Origin of the sequence: Geodermatophilus africanus (assembly GCF_900107105.1) — a bacterium.
GTDB lineage: Bacteria > Actinomycetota > Actinomycetes > Mycobacteriales > Geodermatophilaceae > Geodermatophilus > Geodermatophilus africanus.
Genome location: NZ_FNOT01000002.1, coordinates 35,051 through 52,239, shown reverse-complemented (window position 1 = coordinate 52,239; position 17,189 = coordinate 35,051). Strand labels below are relative to the sequence as shown.

Annotated in this window: 17 protein-coding genes; 9 read left to right on the top strand and 8 right to left on the bottom strand. The window is 73.8% G+C overall.

Features of this window, described 5'->3' with window-relative positions; genetic code table 11:
* Positions 1 to 124: 124 nt before the first annotated feature.
* A complete protein-coding gene (lexA, locus tag BLW63_RS02880) occupies positions 125 to 916 on the top strand; it encodes a transcriptional repressor LexA (RefSeq protein ID WP_091151319.1) in 792 nt (263 codons plus the stop codon).
* Between the two features lie 133 nt (positions 917 to 1,049).
* Here lexA and BLW63_RS02875 read toward each other — a convergent pair whose 3' ends face one another.
* Genes BLW63_RS02875 through hflX form a run of 3 tightly spaced genes read right to left on the bottom strand, consistent with a single transcriptional unit; the run spans position 1,050 to position 4,357 of the window.
* Positions 1,050 to 2,105 carry a hypothetical protein gene (locus tag BLW63_RS02875; protein WP_244522315.1) on the bottom strand — a complete coding sequence of 352 codons (1,056 nt, stop codon included), beginning with the start codon at positions 2,103 to 2,105 and terminating at the stop codon, positions 1,050 to 1,052.
* Entirely contained in the window at positions 2,077 to 2,808 is a 732-nt protein-coding gene (locus BLW63_RS02870; RefSeq protein WP_244522314.1) for a phosphatase PAP2 family protein, read from the bottom strand. Before BLW63_RS02870 ends, BLW63_RS02875 begins: the two co-directional genes overlap by 29 nt.
* Before the next feature lie 58 nt (positions 2,809 to 2,866).
* Positions 2,867 to 4,357 carry a GTPase HflX gene (hflX, locus tag BLW63_RS02865; RefSeq protein WP_244522313.1) on the bottom strand — a complete coding sequence of 497 codons (1,491 nt, stop codon included), beginning with the start codon at positions 4,355 to 4,357 and terminating at the stop codon, positions 2,867 to 2,869.
* A 150-nt stretch (positions 4,358 to 4,507) separates the two neighbouring features.
* Here hflX and BLW63_RS02860 point away from each other — a divergent pair, with 150 nt between their 5' ends.
* Positions 4,508 to 4,738 (top strand): hypothetical protein, encoded by a 231-nt coding sequence (locus tag BLW63_RS02860; protein ID WP_091151317.1) that lies wholly within the window; start codon positions 4,508 to 4,510, stop codon positions 4,736 to 4,738.
* Positions 4,739 to 4,865: 127 nt separating this feature from the next.
* On the opposite strand, the gene dapF is transcribed toward BLW63_RS02860, so the two are convergent.
* The 3 genes from dapF to BLW63_RS02845 all read right to left on the bottom strand — a co-directional run bounded on the left by dapF (position 4,866) and on the right by BLW63_RS02845 (position 7,421).
* Positions 4,866 to 5,738 carry a diaminopimelate epimerase gene (gene dapF, locus BLW63_RS02855; protein ID WP_244522312.1) on the bottom strand — a complete coding sequence of 291 codons (873 nt, stop codon included), beginning with the start codon at positions 5,736 to 5,738 and terminating at the stop codon, positions 4,866 to 4,868.
* A 73-nt stretch (positions 5,739 to 5,811) separates the two neighbouring features.
* Entirely contained in the window at positions 5,812 to 6,735 is a 924-nt protein-coding gene (miaA, locus tag BLW63_RS02850) for a tRNA (adenosine(37)-N6)-dimethylallyltransferase MiaA (protein WP_091151315.1), read from the bottom strand.
* On the bottom strand, positions 6,732 to 7,421 hold the full coding sequence (locus tag BLW63_RS02845) for a class III extradiol ring-cleavage dioxygenase family protein (RefSeq protein WP_244522311.1): 690 nt from the start codon (positions 7,419 to 7,421) through the stop codon (positions 6,732 to 6,734). Before BLW63_RS02845 ends, miaA begins: the two co-directional genes overlap by 4 nt.
* A gap of 40 nt (positions 7,422 to 7,461) precedes the next feature.
* On the opposite strand from BLW63_RS02845, the gene BLW63_RS02840 reads away from it, so the two are divergent.
* On the top strand, positions 7,462 to 9,078 hold the full coding sequence (locus BLW63_RS02840) for a DUF349 domain-containing protein (protein ID WP_091151313.1): 1,617 nt from the start codon (positions 7,462 to 7,464) through the stop codon (positions 9,076 to 9,078).
* Between the two features lie 71 nt (positions 9,079 to 9,149).
* Here the strand turns inward: BLW63_RS02840 and miaB are convergent, their stop codons facing one another.
* Positions 9,150 to 10,616: a tRNA (N6-isopentenyl adenosine(37)-C2)-methylthiotransferase MiaB gene (gene miaB / locus BLW63_RS02835; RefSeq protein ID WP_091151310.1), complete on the bottom strand. Its 1,467-nt coding sequence runs from the start codon at positions 10,614 to 10,616 to the stop codon at positions 9,150 to 9,152.
* Between the two features lie 122 nt (positions 10,617 to 10,738).
* Here miaB and BLW63_RS02830 point away from each other — a divergent pair, with 122 nt between their 5' ends.
* The 6 genes from BLW63_RS02830 (at position 10,739) to ctaD (ending at position 16,377) form a co-directional block, all read left to right on the top strand.
* The gene (locus BLW63_RS02830; RefSeq protein WP_091151307.1) at positions 10,739 to 11,494 is read left to right on the top strand and encodes an amino acid ABC transporter ATP-binding protein; all 756 of its coding nucleotides are present in this window, start codon (positions 10,739 to 10,741) and stop codon (positions 11,492 to 11,494) included.
* A gap of 21 nt (positions 11,495 to 11,515) precedes the next feature.
* Positions 11,516 to 12,409 (top strand): glutamate ABC transporter substrate-binding protein, encoded by an 894-nt coding sequence (locus tag BLW63_RS02825; RefSeq protein WP_091151304.1) that lies wholly within the window; start codon positions 11,516 to 11,518, stop codon positions 12,407 to 12,409.
* Between the two features lie 69 nt (positions 12,410 to 12,478).
* Positions 12,479 to 13,129, top strand: coding sequence for an amino acid ABC transporter permease (locus tag BLW63_RS02820; RefSeq protein ID WP_091151302.1), 651 nt, complete (start codon positions 12,479 to 12,481; stop codon positions 13,127 to 13,129).
* A complete protein-coding gene (locus BLW63_RS02815) occupies positions 13,126 to 14,040 on the top strand; it encodes an amino acid ABC transporter permease (RefSeq protein ID WP_091151300.1) in 915 nt (304 codons plus the stop codon). The genes BLW63_RS02820 and BLW63_RS02815 overlap by 4 nt, the downstream gene beginning before the upstream one ends.
* A gap of 59 nt (positions 14,041 to 14,099) precedes the next feature.
* Positions 14,100 to 14,498, top strand: a complete 399-nt coding sequence (locus BLW63_RS02810; RefSeq protein ID WP_244522310.1) for a hypothetical protein — start codon at positions 14,100 to 14,102, stop codon at positions 14,496 to 14,498.
* 118 nt (positions 14,499 to 14,616) lie between these two features.
* Positions 14,617 to 16,377, top strand: a complete 1,761-nt coding sequence (ctaD, locus tag BLW63_RS02805; protein ID WP_091151296.1) for an aa3-type cytochrome oxidase subunit I — start codon at positions 14,617 to 14,619, stop codon at positions 16,375 to 16,377.
* A gap of 130 nt (positions 16,378 to 16,507) precedes the next feature.
* Here ctaD and BLW63_RS02800 read toward each other — a convergent pair whose 3' ends face one another.
* Positions 16,508 to 17,188, bottom strand: a complete 681-nt coding sequence (locus BLW63_RS02800) for a regulatory protein RecX (protein ID WP_091151294.1) — start codon at positions 17,186 to 17,188, stop codon at positions 16,508 to 16,510.
* Between the last annotated feature and the right edge of the window lies 1 nt (position 17,189).

Here is a 17,189-nt window from a genome sequence, read left to right as displayed (position 1 = left end):
CGTCGCCGCGAGGCGCCGGCGGGGCCGGAGCCGCCAGCGGTCCCGGTCGCGGGGCCGGTCCACCCGGCTCCCCAGGGGGCGCAGGACGACAGGGCCGTGGCAGCACGGCCGGCGAGGAGGAGACGTGGCGGGCACGAGCGGGACGTCGGGCAGCGGTGTCCGGGGCAGAGGCGGCTCGTCGCGGCGGGCGCCGGGCAGCCACACCCCCGCGCCGGGGACGGCCGAGGTCGCGTCGGTGCGCACCTTCCCCGACCGGGGCGAGACCGGCGACGGCCTCACCCAGCGGCAGCGGCGGGTGCTCGAGGTGATCCGCGACTCGATCGAGCGGCGCGGCTACCCGCCCTCGGTGCGCGAGATCGGCGAGGCGGTGGGCCTGTCGTCGGCCTCGTCGGTGGCCCACCAGCTGAGCGTGCTGCAGAAGAAGGGCTGGCTGCGCCGCGACCCGAACCGCCCCCGCGCGCTCGACGTCCGCCTGCCCGGTGACGCGCCCGGTGCCCCCGCGCCCACGGTGGTCGCCCCCGCCGGCGCCGAGGAGACCCCCGCCCCCACCTACGTCCCGCTCGTCGGCCGGATCGCCGCCGGTGGTCCGGTGCTGGCCGAGCAGGCGGTCGAGGACGTCTTCCCGCTCCCCCGCGAGCTGGTCGGCGAGGGCACGCTGTTCATGCTCAAGGTCACCGGTGACTCGATGGTCGAGGCGGCCATCTGCGACGGCGACTGGGTCGTCGTCCGCCAGCAGCCGACCGCGGAGAACGGCGAGATCGTCGCCGCCATGATCGACGGCGAGGCGACGGTGAAGACCTACAAGCGGCGCGACGGGCACGTGTGGCTGCTGCCGCACAACCCCGCGTACGAGCCGATCCCCGGCGACGACGCCACCGTGCTGGGCCGCGTCGTCACGGTGCTCCGCCGGGTCTGAAGAAGGACCCCGTCCTCCCCACCCCTCGTAGAAGGACCCCGTCCTCCTCACCGCTCGCAGGCTCGCGCCCGAGCCTCTGGACGAGGCCAGCGGGCCCCGGGACGGGGCCAACGGTCCGCCGGTGCGCCAGTCCTCAGTCGCGCCGGCGGACGACCTTGCCGCCCAGCCACACGACGGCGCCGGCGACGACGGCTGCGGCGACCGCGGCCACGACCGGGGGCGGCCCGTCCCCGCCCGACAGCAGCCCGGAGACGCTGCCCTCAGCGGCCGTCGCCTCCGGCGCGGCGGGCGCCTCAACCGGCAGCGGGACCACGGTCACGTCGCCGGGCAGTCCCTCGCCTGCGACGACGAGCGCCGAGGAGTCCCCCGTGAAGCTGATCGCCTCGCCCTGGGCCGCCTCGGGCAGCGCGACCCGGCGGGGCTCCCCCGCCAGCGCACCGGCCACGTCCGAGCCGGTCAGCGGCCAGACGTAGGCGTCGGTGTAGGTCCGCAGCGCGATCCAGCGCTCGTCCGGTGCGACCGCCCCGCCGGTGACCATGAGCTGACCGGCGCGGCCGACCGGGCCGCCCGGTGTCCCGGTGAGCACGAAGCCCACCCCGCCGACCTCGGTGAGGCCGACCGTGCCGTCCTCGACGAGCGCCGACACCGGCCGGTACACCTCGCTGGCGCCCAGCACCTCCTTGGTCACCAGGTAGGGCGTCCCGTCCGGGGCGAGCAGCAGCGCCTCGACGTCCCGCGGGCCGTCGGGGTACGCCAGCCGGTAGACCGAGCTGTTGCCGTCGGCGTGCAGGGCCAGCAGCGCCACCGTCGTCCGGGTGCCGGTGTTGTCGCCGGTGTCGGCCAACCAGACCGTCCCGTCGACGGCCAGCGCCAGGTCCTCGGGGTCGTAGGGGTCCACCGGCGCGGAGTGCACGGTGACCACCTCGCAGGTGCCGTCGAGCACGAAGACGTCGAGCGAGTCGCCGCCGTCGTTGTGCACCAGCATCCGGTCGCCCACCTCGACCAGCCCGGAGACCTCGGGCAGCCGGGGGTCGGTGAGCTGGCAGCGAGTGACCGGAGCGGCCGGGTCGGCCGGCTGGGCGGACGCAGGCAGGGCGGAGCCGAGGACGAGCGTCAGCGCGAGACCGGTCCCGGCCGCCAGACGCCGTCCCCCGATCCCGTTACGCGGTGGACCGGCCAGCTCGGGCACTGACCCAGCGTGACATCACGACCGCGTCGAGTAGGTGAACCACGCCCAACAGCAGGATGCCGACGGCCGCGCCGACCACGGCGTCGGTCACCCAGTGGAAGTCCAGGGACACCATGGCGACCCCGGTGGCCACCGGGCCGGCGACGCTCAGCGCGCGGGCGGTCCGCTGCACCCACGCGGCGAGCCGGTACTCCACCACCTGCCAGCGCGCCACGCCCCACATGAGCACCGCGTTGGCGACATGCCCGGAGGGATAGGAGGCGCCGTCCCGGTGGAAGAACGAGCCGGGGTAGGCCGGCGCGGTACGGCCGGTCCCGTACTTGAACGAGTAGACGACGACGGTCAGCAACACCAGCGCGAGCAGCACCCGCACCAGCGGGACGACAGTGCGAAACCGCCAGCCCAGGTAGCCGACCAGCCCGGCCAGGACGATGAGGATGAAGCCACGCCCGCCGAGCTGGGTCACCGCCCACACCGGCCAGTAGGCGGCGGAGTCCTTGAGGTCCCAGGCGCTCACGACCTCGGAGACCCGCAGGTCCATCCGCTCGAGCACGCCTCCGCCGAGCAGGTCGACGGTCACCGCCACCGTGACCACCAGCGCGACCACCAGGAGCCACCGCGGCGGGCGGCCGACGGGGACGTCGGCGCCGGCGGCGTCCGGCGGGATCGCCCCGGGACGCCGCCGTACCGCGCCGCTGGTCACACCGGCCACGGTACCGGGCCGTGACCTGACCGTGACCTCGCTTGATGGAGCGAGCGCGTCAGGCGACCGTCGCCGCGAAGTCCTCGAGCGCGGCGGCCAGCCCACCGTCCACCCGTGCGCTGAGCCGCGTGCCGCCGGTCTCGTGGGTCTCCCGGAGCACCTCGCCGTCCCGGTGCACCCGGGCCACCAGGTCACCTCGGTCGTAGGGCACCAGCACGTCGACCTCGACGTCGGGGTGCGGCAGCCGGGCCGCGACGATGTCGCGGAGCTGCTCGATCCCGACCCCCGTGCGGGCCGACACCCAGACCGCGCCCGGCAAGGCACGGCGCAGGGTGAGGATGTCCTCCTCGCTCATCGCGTCGACCTTGTTGACGACGACGAGCTCGGGCACCGACGACGCGTCGATGTCCTGCAGGACGACGTGCACGGCGTCGATCTGGCCCAGCGGATCGGGGTCGGAGCCGTCGACGACGTGCAGCAGCAGGTCGGCGGCGGCCACCTCCTCCAGCGTGGAGCGGAAGGCGTCGACCAGCTGGTGCGGCAGGTGCCGCACGAAGCCGACGGTGTCGGTGAGCGTGTACTCGCGGCCGTCCGGGGACTGCGCCCGGCGCACCGTCGGGTCCAGGGTCGCGAACAGCGCGTTCTCGACCAGGACGCCGGCTCCGGTGAGCCGGTTGAGCAGGCTGGACTTGCCGGCGTTGGTATACCCGGCGATCGCCACGCTGGGGACGGCGTTGCGGTCGCGGGCCGAGCGCTGCGTGGCCCGGGCGGTCGCCATGCCGGCGATCTCCCGGCGCAGCTTGCTCACCCGCGCGCGGATCCGCCGCCGGTCGGTCTCGATCTTGGTCTCACCGGGCCCGCGGGTGCCGATGCCGCCACCGCCGGCGACGCGGCCACCGGCCTGCCGGGACAGCGACTCACCCCAGCCGCGCAGCCGCGGCAGCATGTACTGCATCTGCGCCAGCTCGACCTGGGCCTTGCCCTCCCGACTGGAGGCGTGCTGGGCGAAGATGTCGAGGATCAGCGCGGTCCGGTCGACCACCTTGACCTTGAGGATCTTCTCCAGCGCGTTGAGCTGGCCCGGGGTCAGCTCCCCGTCGCAGATCACCGTGTCGGCGCCGGCGGCCGCGACGATGTCGCGGATCTCGGCGGCCTTGCCCGACCCGACGTAGGTCCCGGCGTCGGGCTTGTCGCGCCGCTGGCTCACCGCCTCCAGGACCTGCGAGCCCGCGGTCTCGGCCAACGCGGCCAGCTCGGCGAGCGAGCGGTCGGCGTCGGCCTGCGTCCCCTCGGTCCAGACCCCGACCAGCACGACGCGCTCCAGGCGCAGCCGGCGGTACTCGACCTCGGTGACGTCGGCGAGCTCGGTGGACAGGCCGGCGACGCGGCGCAGCGCACCGCGGGCCTCGAGCGCGTACGAGCCGGCGGTGTCGTCCGGCCCGTCCCGTCCCCCGTCCGGGCGGGGCGCCTCCTCGGCGGGTGCGGGCGCGGCCCGGAGGGCGCGCTCCTCGGCGTCGGCGAGCACGGCGCGGTTCTGTGCTGTCGTCATCGTCTCCAGCGTGGCAGACCCCAGCACCTGGGGCATCCGAGTTGTCATCACTCGCTACAACACCGGAACCGCCGCGGACCATCCCGCGCGCGTGGCCGGGTCGTCACCGGGTAGAGCCGGACGACGACCGACACTCCGAGGAGGCTCGAGATGAGCGAGACGGGCAGCAGCGCGGCCGGGGCGGACGAGGAGCTCGACGACCCGGGCCGGGACCCCAAGGGCCTCAACCCGCCGCGGAACCCGCTGTCCGGCGGCCTGGGCAGCACGACCGGCGGACCGGACCAGGACAGCGGCCGCGGTGAGCCGGAGGGCAGCCCCGGCATCGCCGGCCAGTCGATGATGCCGGAATCCCCGGAGGAGACGGAGAACACCAGGGACTGAAGGAGCACCCTCCTGCCCCCTTGAAGGACCCCCTCGCCCCCCACCACTCGCAGGCTCGCGGCGGGGCCCTGCGAGGGGGCCGATCGAGGCTCGCGGCGGGACCCTGCAGGAGGGCCGTTCCAGGGCGTCACCCGGCCCGGAGCCACTCCGCGGTGAGCTCGCCGGCCGCGACCACGACCGCGGGACCGGACAGCACCGTCGTCCGCTCGTCCACGATCACCCCCAGCCGGCCGCCAGGGACGTCGACGGTGACCGTGCCGGTCGCCGCGCCGGCGGCCTCCAGCGCGGCCCAGGCCGCGGCGCAGGCACCGGTGCCGCACGAGCGGGTCTCCCCCACCCCGCGCTCGGACACCCGCAGCCGCACGTGCCGGCCGGGCTCGACGACGTTGACGAACTCGACGTTCACGCCGTCCGGGAACAGCCCCGGGTCCACCGCTGGCGTCGTCGTGAGGTCGAGGGTGTCGACGTCGACGTCGGTGAGGCAGGCCAGGTGCGGGTTGCCCATCGAGACCGCCCGCCCGGGGAAGGTCGCACCCCCGAGCTCGGCCGTCCCGGCACCGAACGGCCGCGCCGGGCCCATGTCCACCCAGTAGCCGCCGTCGGCCGCGGCGCCCACGCGCCGGGGACCACCCCGGGTGCCCACCCAGATGCCGTCGGCACAGGCGTCCCGGGTAACCAGGCCCTCGGTGACCAGCACGTGGAGGAACAACCGGATCCCGTTGCCGCACATCTCGGCGGTGGAGCCGTCGGCGTTGCGGTGGTCCATGAACCACTCGCACTGCGCCAGCGCCTCGCCGAGCACGGCGGGCGCGTCGGGCACCTGCGCGCTGCGGACGACGCGCAGCACGCCGTCCCCACCGAGCCCGGCGCGGCGGTCGCACAGCCGCCGCACCATCGCCGCGTCCAGCCGGCTCTCCGGCCAGCCGGTGCCGTCGGGGTCGGGCAGCACGACGAAGTCGTTCGCGGTGCCGTGGCCGACCAGCACCCGGTGCGCACTCACGAGCCCTCCTCGCTGTCGCTCGTCGGCCACGACCGTGGCACTGCGGTGTCCATCAGTGAGCTCGCCAGCTCGCTCACCGTTCCAGGGTACGAGCGGTGATCACGCCGAGGGCCACCTCCACCAGGTCGGGCCAGGCGGCGTCGAGCCAGGTGGTCGCCGGGTCGCGGCGGAACCAGGCGCGCTGCCGGCGCACGAAGCGGCGGGTGGTGGAGACCGTGCGCTCCCGCGCCTCGTCGGGGGTGACGGTGCCGTCGAGCTGGGCCAGCACCTGCGCGTAGCCGAGCGCACGGGACGCCGTCGGCCCCTCGCGCAGCCCGTCGGCGGCCAGCGCCGCCACCTCCTCGACGAACCCGGCCGCCCACATCCGGTCCACCCGCAGCGCGATCCGCTCGTCGAGCTCGGCCGGCTCGCGGTCGAGGCCGACCACCACCGCCGGGTAGTGCGGCCGCGGCTCGGGCAGCCTCGCGCGGAACGGCCCGCCGGTGATCTCCACGACCTCGAGGGCCCGGACGATCCGCCGTCCGTTCGACGGCAGGACGGCGGCCGCGGCGGCCGGGTCCACCGCGGCCAGGCGGGCGTGCAGCGCGGCCGGGCCGGCCTCGGCCAGCTCGGCCTCGAGCCGGGCCCGGACGGCGGGGTCGGTGCCGGGGAAGTCCAGCTCGTCGAGGACGGCGCGCACGTAGAGGCCGGAGCCGCCGACCAGCAGCGGCACCACCCCGGCTGCCCGCAGCCGGTCCACCTCGGCGCGGGCCAGCCGCCGGTACTCGGCCACCGACGCCGCCTGCCGCACGTGCCACAGGTCGAGCAGGTGGTGCGGCACCCCGTCCCGCTCGGCGGCGTCGGGCTTGGCGGTGCCGATGTCCATGCCGCGGTAGAGCTGCATCGAGTCGGCGTTGACCACCTCGCCGCCCAGCCGGTGGGCCAGCGCGACGCCCAGGGCGGTCTTGCCGGTCGCGGTGGGGCCCACCAGCGCGACCACCGGCGGGGACAGGGTCACCGCACGCTCCAGTCGGCCACCAGGTAGCCGACGCCGAACGGCGCCTCGTGGGCGTGCAGCCGGCCACCGACCTCCCGGCCGGTCAGCAGGGCGCCGACCGCCCGCCAGGTGGGCACGCCGGCGGCGAGCAGCCGCGCGCCCTCCGCCGGGTCCAGTGCGGCCAGCGCGCCCGGGTCCCCGGCGTCGAGCGCCGCGGCGACGGCGTCGTCGTGCGGCTGCGCCGCCGCGTCGAGGGAACCGGGCGCCTTGAGCGAGCGCCGCGCCGAGCCGTCGCCCACGGCCAGGACGGCGACGGTCCCGGGGGAGCCGGCCAGCGCGCCGGCGAGGTCGCCGGGGCCGACACCGACGCGGACGCCGCGGTACCCGGCCCGGTCCAGCAGCCAGGCGCCGATCGTGTGCGCCAGCGGCGTGCGGCGCCCGCCGGGCCGGAGCGGGCCGGCGAAGGGGACGTCGAGGTCGACGCCGAAGCCGCGCAGGTCCCCGCCGTCGCCGTCCCCGAACCGCCCGCAGCCGTCCTCGCCGCCGACGACCACGACGACCTCCGGGCCGGGCGTCAGCGCCGCGTCCACCGCGCTCGCGCAGGCCACCCGCAGGTCGGCGGTGTCCTGCGCGGCCCGCCCGGCCACCTCCGGGACCAGCAGCGGCGGGCAGGGGCAGAAGGCGACGGCGGCCGGGACCGAGCTCACCGCAGCAGTGTCCCGGATGCGTCGTGGGACACTCCGGGACGTGTCGAGCACGGAGAACGCCGGAACCCCCGAGCAGCAGCTGCCCGAGCCGCCGACGGCCGGATCCGAGGCGGTCACCCCCGAGGCGGGGACGGCGGTGGCCCCCACCCCTGGCGACGCCGCGCTGGCCGACCCGACCGCGGGAACCGCCGCACCGGAGGCCCCCGCAGCGCAGCCTGCCGCGCCAGAGGCGAGCGCAGCGCAGCCCGCCGCACCGGAGACCCCCGCAGCGCAGCCCGCCGCCCAAGAGGTGAGCGCAGCGCAGCCCGCCGCACCGGAGACCCCCGCAGCGCAGCCCGCCGCCCAAGAGGTGAGCGCAGCGCAGCCCGCCGCACCGGAGACCCCCGCAGCGCAGCCCGCCGCCCAAGAGGTGAGCGCAGCGCAGCCCGCCGTCCCCCACCCGCCCGCCGACGCCGTCCGGTGGGGCCGCGTTGACGAGGACGGGACGGTCTACGTCCGCACCGCCGAGGGGGAGCGTGCCGTCGGTTCGTGGCAGGCCGGCGACCCGGCGGCGGGGCTGGCCCACTACGCCCGCCGCTACGACGACCTGGCCACGGAGGTGTCGCTGCTCGAGGCGCGGCTGCGGGCGCACACCGGCAACCCGGCCGAGATCAAGGCCAAGGCCCAGGCCCTGGCCGAGTCGATCCCCACCGCGACCGCCGTTGGCGACCTCGACGGGCTGGCCGCCCGCGCCCGCGCGATGGTCGGCACCGCGGACGAGGCCGCCGCCGAGTCGCGCGCCGAGAAGGCCGCCGCCCGGGCCGCGCAGGTCGCTCGCAAGGAGGCGCTGGCCGCCGAGGCCGAGCAGATCGCCGCGGAGTCCACGTCGTGGAAGGCCGCCGGCGACCGGCTCAAGGCGATCGTCGAGGAGTGGAAGACCATCCGCGGCATCGACCGCAAGACCGACGAGGCGCTGTGGACTCGCTTCTCCGCCGCCCGCGACGCCTTCGGCCGTCGCCGCGGCGCGCACTTCGCCGCCCTCGACGCCCAGCGCGGTGAGGCCCGCGCCGCCAAGCAGGAGCTGATCACCGAGGCGCAGCGGCTGTCGACGTCCACGGACTGGGGCCCCACCTCGGCCGCGATGCGCAACCTCATGGACCGCTGGAAGGCCGTCCCGCGCACCGGCCGCGACGGCGACGACGACCTGTGGAAGCAGTTCCGCGCCGCGCAGGACGTCTTCTTCACCGCCCGGGCGGAGTCGGACAAGGCCCGCAACTCGGAGCAGCTGGCCAACCAGCAGGCCAAGGAGGAGATCCTCGCCGAGGCCGAGAAGCTCGATCCGTCGACCGACCTGCGCACCGCGCAGAACCTCCTGCGCAAGCTGCAGGAGCGCTACGACGCCATCGGCCACGTGCCGCGCGGCGCGATGCGCCAGCTGGAGGACCGGATGCAGGCCGTCGAGCAGCGCATCCGCGGCGCCGTCGACACCTCCCGCCCGCGGGTGGCCCCGGAGAACCCGATGGTCACCTCGATGCGGCAGGCGGTCACCAAGGCCGAGGAGCAGCTGACCAAGGCCGAGGCCGCCGGCGACGCCCGCCGGATCGAGGAGGCGCGGGCGAACCTGACCACCCGCCGGGAGTGGCTGGCCGAGGCGGAGAAGAGCGCCAACCGCCGCTGACCGAAGGACCCCGCTGCCCCCGCCGCTCGCAAGCTCGCGACGGGACACGGCAACGGGGCCGCCCTGGACCGTTACGAAGGGGCGCCGATGCGGGGCATACCGAGCAGTACGCCCGGGGTGGTCGGCCGGGTCCCTGCTTCGTGCGCGTCCCCGGCGCGGGTGCGGCGGTGTGACAGCAGCAGCCCGTCGGCCACCAGGTGGTGCGGCGCGGCCTGGGTCACCACCGTCTCGACGACGTCCCCTGGCCGCACGCCGTCGGCGGCCGTGAAGTGCACCAGCCGGCCGTCCCGGGCCCGGCCGGACAGCCGCCCGGTGCGGGCGTCCTTGCTGCCCTCGCCGGCGGCGACCAGCAGCTCGACGGTCTGCCCGACCTGCGCGCGGTTCTCCGCCCAGCTGATCTCGTCCTGCAGGGCGGTCAGCCGCAGGTAGCGCTCCTGCACGACCTCCTTGGGCAGCTGGTCGGCCATCTCGGCCGCTGGCGTGCCGGGGCGCGCGGAGTACTGGAAGGTGAAGGCGCTGGCGAAGCGGGCCCGGCGGACCACCTCGAGGGTCTGCTCGAAGTCGGCCTCGGTCTCACCGGGGAAGCCCACGATGACGTCGGTGGTGATCGCGGCGTCGGGCATGGCGGCGCGGACCCGGTCGATGATCCCCAGGTAGCGCTCCTGCCGGTAGCCGCGACGCATCCGGCGCAGCACCTCGTCCGAACCGCTCTGCAGCGGCATGTGCAGCTGGTGGCAGACGGCGGGCGTCTCGGCCATCGCCTCGATGACGTCGTCGGTGAACTCGCGCGGGTGCGGGCTGGTGAAGCGCAACCGCTCCAGGCCCTCGATCCGGCCGGCGGCGCGCAGCAGGTCGGCGAAGGCGCTGCGGTCGCGGAACTCCACGCCGTAGGCGTTGACGTTCTGGCCGAGCAGGGTCACCTCGAGCACGCCCTGGTCGACCAGCGCCTGCACCTCGGCGAGGACCTCGCCGGGACGGCGGTCCCGCTCCCTGCCGCGCAGCGCCGGCACGATGCAGAACGTGCACGTGTTGTTGCACCCAACGCTGATCGAGACCCAGCCCGAGTAGGCGGAGTCCCGCTTCGCCGGCAGCGTCGACGGGAAGACCTCGAGCGCCTCGGCGATCTCCACCTGCGCCTCGGCGTTGTGCCGCGCCCGCTCCAGCAGCGCCGGCAGCGAGCCGACGTTGTGGGTGCCGAAGACGACGTCGACCCAGGGCGCGCGCCGCACGATCTCGCCGCGGTCCTTCTGCGCCAGGCAGCCGCCGACGGCGATCTGCATGCCGGGGTGGGCGTCCTTGACCGGCCGCAGGTGCCCGAGGTTGCCATACAGCCGGTTGTCGGCGTTCTCCCGCACCGCGCAGGTGTTGAGGACGACGACGTCCGCGTCGGCCCCCTCCGGCGCGGCGGTGTAGCCGGCGTCCTCCAGCAGCCCGGAGAGGCGCTCGGAGTCGTGCACGTTCATCTGGCAGCCGTAGGTGCGGACCCGGTAGGTCCGCACCGGGGCGGGCTCTGCGCTGCGGTCGAGGTCGCTCGTCATGACGGGTCGAGGGTACGGCGAGGGGCGGCGTCACCCTGCCGGGCTACGGACCTGCGGCTTCGTTACGGCTTCGTGATCGGCGGGTCCGTCGGGCGTCGTCGGCCGCCTTTAGGGTTCCCCGGGTGACCAGCCGTACCGCCGGAGAGCCTCTCGTCCGCCTGTCCGGGGTCGACAAGTGGTTCGGCCAGCTGCACGTCCTGCAGGACATCGACCTGTCGATCGACCGCGGCGAGGTCGTCGTCATCATCGGCCCGTCCGGCTCCGGGAAGTCGACGCTGTGCCGAACGATCAACCGGCTCGAGCCCATCGACTCCGGCGAGATCAGCATCGACGGCGAGCGACTGCCCGAGGAGGGCAAGCAGCTGGCCCGGCTGCGCGCCGACGTCGGGATGGTCTTCCAGAGCTTCAACCTCTTCGCGCACAAGACCGTGCTGGAGAACGTGACGCTGGGCCCGATCAAGGTGCGCAAGCAGGCCAAGGGCGAGGTCGAGCGGCGGGCCCGTCAGCTGCTGGACCGCGTCGGAGTCGGCACCCAGGCCGACAAGTACCCGGCCCAGCTGTCCGGGGGGCAGCAGCAGCGGGTCGCGATCGCCCGCGCACTGGCGATGGACCCCAAGGTCATGCTCTTCGACGAGCCCACGTCGGCGCTGGACCCCGAGATGATCAACGAGGTCCTCGACGTGATGACCTCGCTGGCCCGCGACGGCATGACGATGGTCGTCGTCACCCACGAGATGGGCTTCGCCCGTCGGGCGGCCAACCGGGTCGTCTTCATGGACGGCGGCCGGATCGTCGAGTCCGCCGACCCCGAGACGTTCTTCACCAACCCGCAGTCGGACCGGGCCAAGGACTTCCTGTCCAAGATCCTCAACCACTGACCGTTCCGCAGAGAGGACACCATGCGCATCACCACCCGATACGCCGCCACCCTCGGGGCCCTGGGCCTCGTGCTCGCCGGCTGCTCCAGCGAGGCCGGCCAGCAGGCCGAGGGAGCCGCCGAGAACACCGCCGAGGTCGCCGAGGACGTCGAGTTCCCGGCCGGCACCACCATGGCCGAGCTCGCCGAGGCGGGCTCCATCACGGTGGGCACCAAGTACGACCAGCCCGGCTTCGGCCTGCTCAACCCGGACGGCGTGCCGGAGGGCTTCGACGTCGAGATCGCCAAGATCATCGCCGGCGAGCTGGGCATCGCGCCCGAGGAGATCACCTGGACCGAGACCGTCTCGGCCAACCGGGAGCCGTTCATCCAGAACGGCCAGGTCGACATCGTCGTCGCCACCTACACCATCAACGACACCCGCAAGCAGGTCGTCGACTTCGCCGGGCCGTACTACGTCGCCGGCCAGGACATCATGGTCGCCGCGGGCAACCCCGAGGGCATCCAGGGGCCGGAGGACCTCGCCGGCAAGACCGTCTGCTCGGTCGAGGGTTCGACCCCGGCCCAGAACATCCGGGACAACTTCCCGGAGGCCACCCTCGTCACCTACGACGTGTACTCCAAGTGTGCCGACGACCTGGCCAACGGCAACGTCCAGGCCGTGACGACGGACAACGTCATCCTGACCGGCCTGGTCGCCGGCAACCCCGAAGGCTTCGAGCTGGTCGGGAACCCCTTCACCGAGGAGCCGTACGGCATCGGCCTGCCGCTGGGTGACACGGAGTTCCGGAACTTCCTCAACGACGTCCTCGAGGAGGCCTACGAGGACGGCACCTGGGCCGCCGCCTGGGACCGCACCGCCGGAGCCATCACCGGCGAGGAGGCTCCCGAGCCTCCTGCGGTCGACCGCTACTGAGTTCCCACGACGCCGCCGGGCGCGCAGCGCCCGGCGGCGTCGTCCCGCTCCCGAGCACCCGAGGACGCCGTGCAGTTCCTGAGTGACAACTCCGATCTGCTGTGGAGTGCGTTCCTCACGACGCTCTCCCTCGCAGTCACCAGTGGCCTGTGCGCCCTGGTGCTCGGCACCGTTCTCGTCGGCATGCGGGTGAGCCCGGTGCCCCCGCTGCGCGGACTGGCCACCTTCTACGTCGAGGTCTTCCGGAACACCCCGCTCACCGTGGTGTTCTTCTTCCTCTTCTTCGGCCTGGTCTACGTCGACCTGCAGTTCCCCACCCGCTTCGTCACCGCCGTCGCGGCGCTGTCGCTCTACACCGCGGCCTTCGTCTGCGAGGCCCTGCGGTCGGGGATCAACGCCGTCCCGCCCGGACAGGCGGAGGCGGCCCGCGCCCTGGGTCTGGACTTCGGGCAGAGCCTGCGCACCATCGTCCTGCCGCAGGCCTTCCGCACCGTGGTCCCACCGCTGGGCAACGTGTGGATCGCGCTGGCGAAGAACACCTCGATCGCGGCCGGCTTCGCGGTCACCGACCTGACCGCGGCGCTGCAGCGGCTGGCCAACGTCAACGCCGACCAGCTGCTGGCCGTGTTCGCCGCGGTGGTGCTGGGTTACCTCGCCATCACGCTGCCCTCGGCCTGGTTGATCCGCCTGATCGAGAACCGGGTGGCGATCGTCCGATGAGCAGCACGAGCGTCCTCTTCGACGTCCCCGGGCCCCGGGCCCGCAGTCGGCAGCGCATCGGCACCGTCATCGGCGCCCTGGTGGTCCTCGCCCTCATCGGGTTGGCACTGTGGCGGCTGGGCACCAACGGGCAGCTGGAGCCGCAGCGCTGGGCGATCCTGTTCGACCCGGCCTCCGGCGTCCCGCAGGCCCTCGGCGAGGCGCTGCTCAACACGCTCGCGGTCGCCGCCGTCGGCATGGTGGCCGCCACCGTCCTCGGTGCGCTGCTCGCCGTCGGTCGGCTGTCCGACCACGCGTGGGTGCGCGGTCCGGTCACGGTCCTCATCGAGTTCTTCCGCGCCGTGCCGCTGCTCGTGCTGATCCTGTTCTGCCTGCTGTTCCTGCCCACGGTCGGCATCCCGATGACCGCGTTCCGGGCGCTGGCCCTGGGGCTGACGCTCTACAACATGGCCGTCCTGGCGGAGATCTTCCGGGCCGGCATCCTGTCGGTGGACCGCGGACAGCGCGAGGCGGCCTTCGCCCTGGGCATGCGCAAGGCCCAGGTGATGACCCTCGTGCTGCTGCCCCAGGCGGTCCGCCGCATGCTCCCGGTGCTGGTGGCGCAGCTGGTCGTGCTGCTCAAGGACTCGTCGCTGGGCTTCATCGTCGGTTACGTCGAGCTGCTCCGGCAGGCCCGCAGCCTCGTGGAGTTCTTCAACTTCCAGTTCGGCAGCGTCTACACGTTCCAGCTCTACGTTGGGGCCGCGGTCATCTACATCGTGGTCAACGTGCTGCTCTCGCAGGTGGCCAAGTACGTCGAGAAGCGCACCCGCAGCGCGGCGGCGGCGGCGGGGACGACCGACGTCGAACTGCCGGCCGACGTGCAGATGGGTGGCGGCGGCGGGCTCGTGACCGAGCCGGGTGGCCGGTAGTACCACCGGTTCGCAGGACTGCCGATGAGGCCGGCGTGGACACCGCCCTCCTGCCAGCCGTGCCTCTGCTCCCGGTGCCGGCGCGCCGCCCGGCGGTGCCGCAGGACACCGCGCAGGCGTTCGTGACGCGGCTGCGCGCCTCTGCCCCGGCCCTGGCCGCTGCTGCGGGCGCCGAGAGCGCGGTCGTGCGGGAGGTCGTGCCACCGGCCCGGCACCGGCGCTCGCGGTGCCGGGTGGTGCTGCGCTCCTCCGGGGGCGTGCAGACCGACCTGACCTTCCTCGGGCCGGTCAGCTCCGCGGCCGCCGCGCCGGAGCGGGCGTTCGACCTGCTGATCCGGGCGTGGCTGGCCTCCGAGCTCGGGGGCGGGGGCGACTGGCTGGTGCCCGATGAGGACTCGCCGGACGGCGTCGCCGTCGACGTGACCGCCTGGTCGGCGGCCGCGCGCTCCGCCGACTGACCGGCTCCCGTCGCGCGCAGGCTCAGCAGGGGTTCCCCTTCCCTGGGCTGCACGATCGGGTCCACCATGGGTCCGGCGCTCCAACCGGTGGAGCGCGGTCGGTCCCTGGGAGCACCCGATGACCGCTCTGGCCCCGCACCCGATCGTCTCCCGGCCGAGCGCGGCTGCACCGGTGACCAGAGGCTCCCGCTTCCTCAGCCTGCTGCGGACCACCGACCACAAGACCATCGGTCTGCTGTACACGGCCACGTCGTTCTTCTGGTTCGTGGTCGGCGGCGTGATGGCCATGCTGATCCGCGGGGAGGTCGCGCGGCCGGGGCTGCAGTTCCTCTCGCCGGAGCAGTACAACCAGCTGTTCACCATGCACGGCACGATCATGTTGCTGTTCTTCGCGACGCCGCTGTTCTTCGCGTTCGGCAACTTGATCATGCCGCTGCAGATCGGTTCGCCCGACGTCGCTTTCCCGCGGCTCAACGCCTTCTCCTACTGGCTGTTCCTCTTCGGCAGCACGCTCGCCGTGGCCGGCTTCATCGCCCCGGGCGGCGCGGCCGACTTCGGCTGGTACGCCTACACGCCACTGTCCACCGTGGCGCACTCCCCCGGATCGGGCGGTGACCTGTGGATCGCCGGCCTCGCGGTGTCCGGTCTGGGCACCATCCTCGGCGCGGTCAACTTCCTCACCACCATCGTCTGCCTACGCGCGCCGGGGATGACGATGTTCCGGATGCCGATCTTCACCTGGAACACGCTGGTCACGAGCATGCTGGTGCTCTTCGCCTTCCCGATCCTCACCGCAGCACTGTTCGCTCTGCTCGCCGAGCGGCAACTGGGCGCGATGGTGTACTCGGACGAGATGGGCGGGCCGATGCTGTGGCAGCACCTGTTCTGGTTCTTCGGCCACCCCGAGGTCTACATCCTCGCGCTGCCGTTCTTCGGCATCATCACCGAGATCATCCCGGTGTTCAGCCGCAAGCCGCTGTTCGGCTACAAGGGCATGGTCTTCGCGACCATCGCGATCGGCTTCCTCAGCATCACCGTGTGGGCGCACCACATGTACGCCACCGGCGCCATCCTGCTGCCGTTCTTCGCCTTCCTGACCTACCTGATCGCCGTGCCGACCGGCATCAAGTTCTTCAACTGGATCGGCACCATGTGGCGCGGCCAGCTGACCTTCGAGACGCCGATGCTGTTCTCCGTCGGCTTCCTGGTCACCTTCCTCCTCGGTGGCCTGACCGGCGTCCTGCTGGCCTCCCCGCCGCTGGACTGGCACCTCAACGACACCTACTTCGTCGTCGCCCACTTCCACTACGTCGTCTTCGGCACCGTCGTGTTCGCCGCCTACGGCGGGATGTACTTCTGGTTCCCGAAGATGTGCGGCCGGATGATGGACGAGCGCCTCGGCAAGCTGCAGTTCTGGATGGTGTTCATCGGGTTCCATGGCACGTTCCTGGTGCAGCACTGGCTGGGCAGTGAGGGCTACCCGCGCCGCTACGTCAACTACCTGCCCACCGACGGGTTCACCACGCTGAACACGGTGTCGACGATCTTCTCGTTCATTCTCGGGGCCTCGGTGCTGCCGTTCCTCTACAACGTGGTGCACTCGTGGCGCTACGGCCCCTTGGCACTGCGGGACGACCCGTGGGGCCACGGGAACTCGCTGGAGTGGGTGACGTCGTCCCCGCCGCCGCGGCACAACTTCACCGAGATCCCGAAGATCCGCTCCGAGCGGCCGGCGTTCGAGGCGCACTACCCGCACCTCCTCGAACGCCTGGAGCAGGAGAAGCACGTCGGAAAGCGGCACGAGCCCTACGCCGGCGTGAGCGACGTCGGCCTGAGCGGAGGTCAGCGGCAGGGCAGCAGGGACCCCGACCCGACCTGAGGAGGCACCCCTCCTGCCCACTCCTGGCGAGCCCGGGGCGAGCCCAGGGAGGGCGCCGGACGTTCTCGCAACCCCCGTCCGGTCCCGGCCGACGGAGCGCCACCCGAACCTCCCGACCATGGGCGACCGGTCAGGGCAGCCAGGCGTCGAGGCCGTGCTCCGCGTGCGCGCCGGGCTCCCCGGCGTCCTCGGCTGACCGGTTCGCGGCTGCCCGGTCCTCGTCGAGGGCCTCGCGGACGACCCACCCGGCCAGCCCGGAGCCGTAGCCCTTGCGGGCGAGCATCCCGACCAGCCGCCGTTCGGCGGTGACCCGGTCGACCCTCCGCAGGCCTGGCAGGCGGCGCTGGACCAGCCTCCGGGCGGCGTCCCACTCGTCCTGGTCGTCGACGAGCCCGACCGCCTCCTCGGCGACCTCCCCGTCGACGCCCTTGGCGCGCAGTTCCGCCTTGAGCGCGCGCCGCGCCAGGCCGCGCCCGGCCTGGCGGGAGGTCACCCAGGCCCGGGCGAAGGCGGCGTCGTCGATCAGGCCGACCTCGCCGAACCGGTCGAGGACGGTCTCGGCGACGTCGTCGGGGATCCCGCGCTTGGCCAGCAGGTCGGCCAACTGCTGGCGGGTCTTCGGTGCACCGGTCAGCGCCCGCAGGCAGATCGAGCGGGCGACCTGCTCGGGATCGCCCGGGTCGTCCTCGAGGTGCGAGCCGCCGGCCGGCGGGGCGGCGTCCGGACCGTCCGGGTCAGGGGACGATCCGGAGCGCCGCCCGCGTCGACGTGCGGGAGCCGAGCGCTTCCGGGCGTCGGGCCAGCCGCCCACC

Excerpts from the sequence above, each read along its gene's own strand:
- hflX (WP_244522313.1), bottom strand. The coding sequence starts at position 4,357 with ATGACGACAGCACAGAACCGCGCCGTGCTCGCCGACGCCGAGGAGCGC.
- BLW63_RS02860 (WP_091151317.1), top strand. The coding sequence starts at position 4,508 with ATGAGCGAGACGGGCAGCAGCGCGGCCGGGGCGGACGAGGAGCTCGAC.
- miaB (WP_091151310.1), bottom strand. The coding sequence starts at position 10,616 with ATGACGAGCGACCTCGACCGCAGCGCAGAGCCCGCCCCGGTGCGGACC.
- BLW63_RS02825 (WP_091151304.1), top strand. The coding sequence starts at position 11,516 with ATGCGCATCACCACCCGATACGCCGCCACCCTCGGGGCCCTGGGCCTC.
- BLW63_RS02815 (WP_091151300.1), top strand. The coding sequence starts at position 13,126 with ATGAGCAGCACGAGCGTCCTCTTCGACGTCCCCGGGCCCCGGGCCCGC.
- ctaD (WP_091151296.1), top strand. The coding sequence starts at position 14,617 with ATGACCGCTCTGGCCCCGCACCCGATCGTCTCCCGGCCGAGCGCGGCT.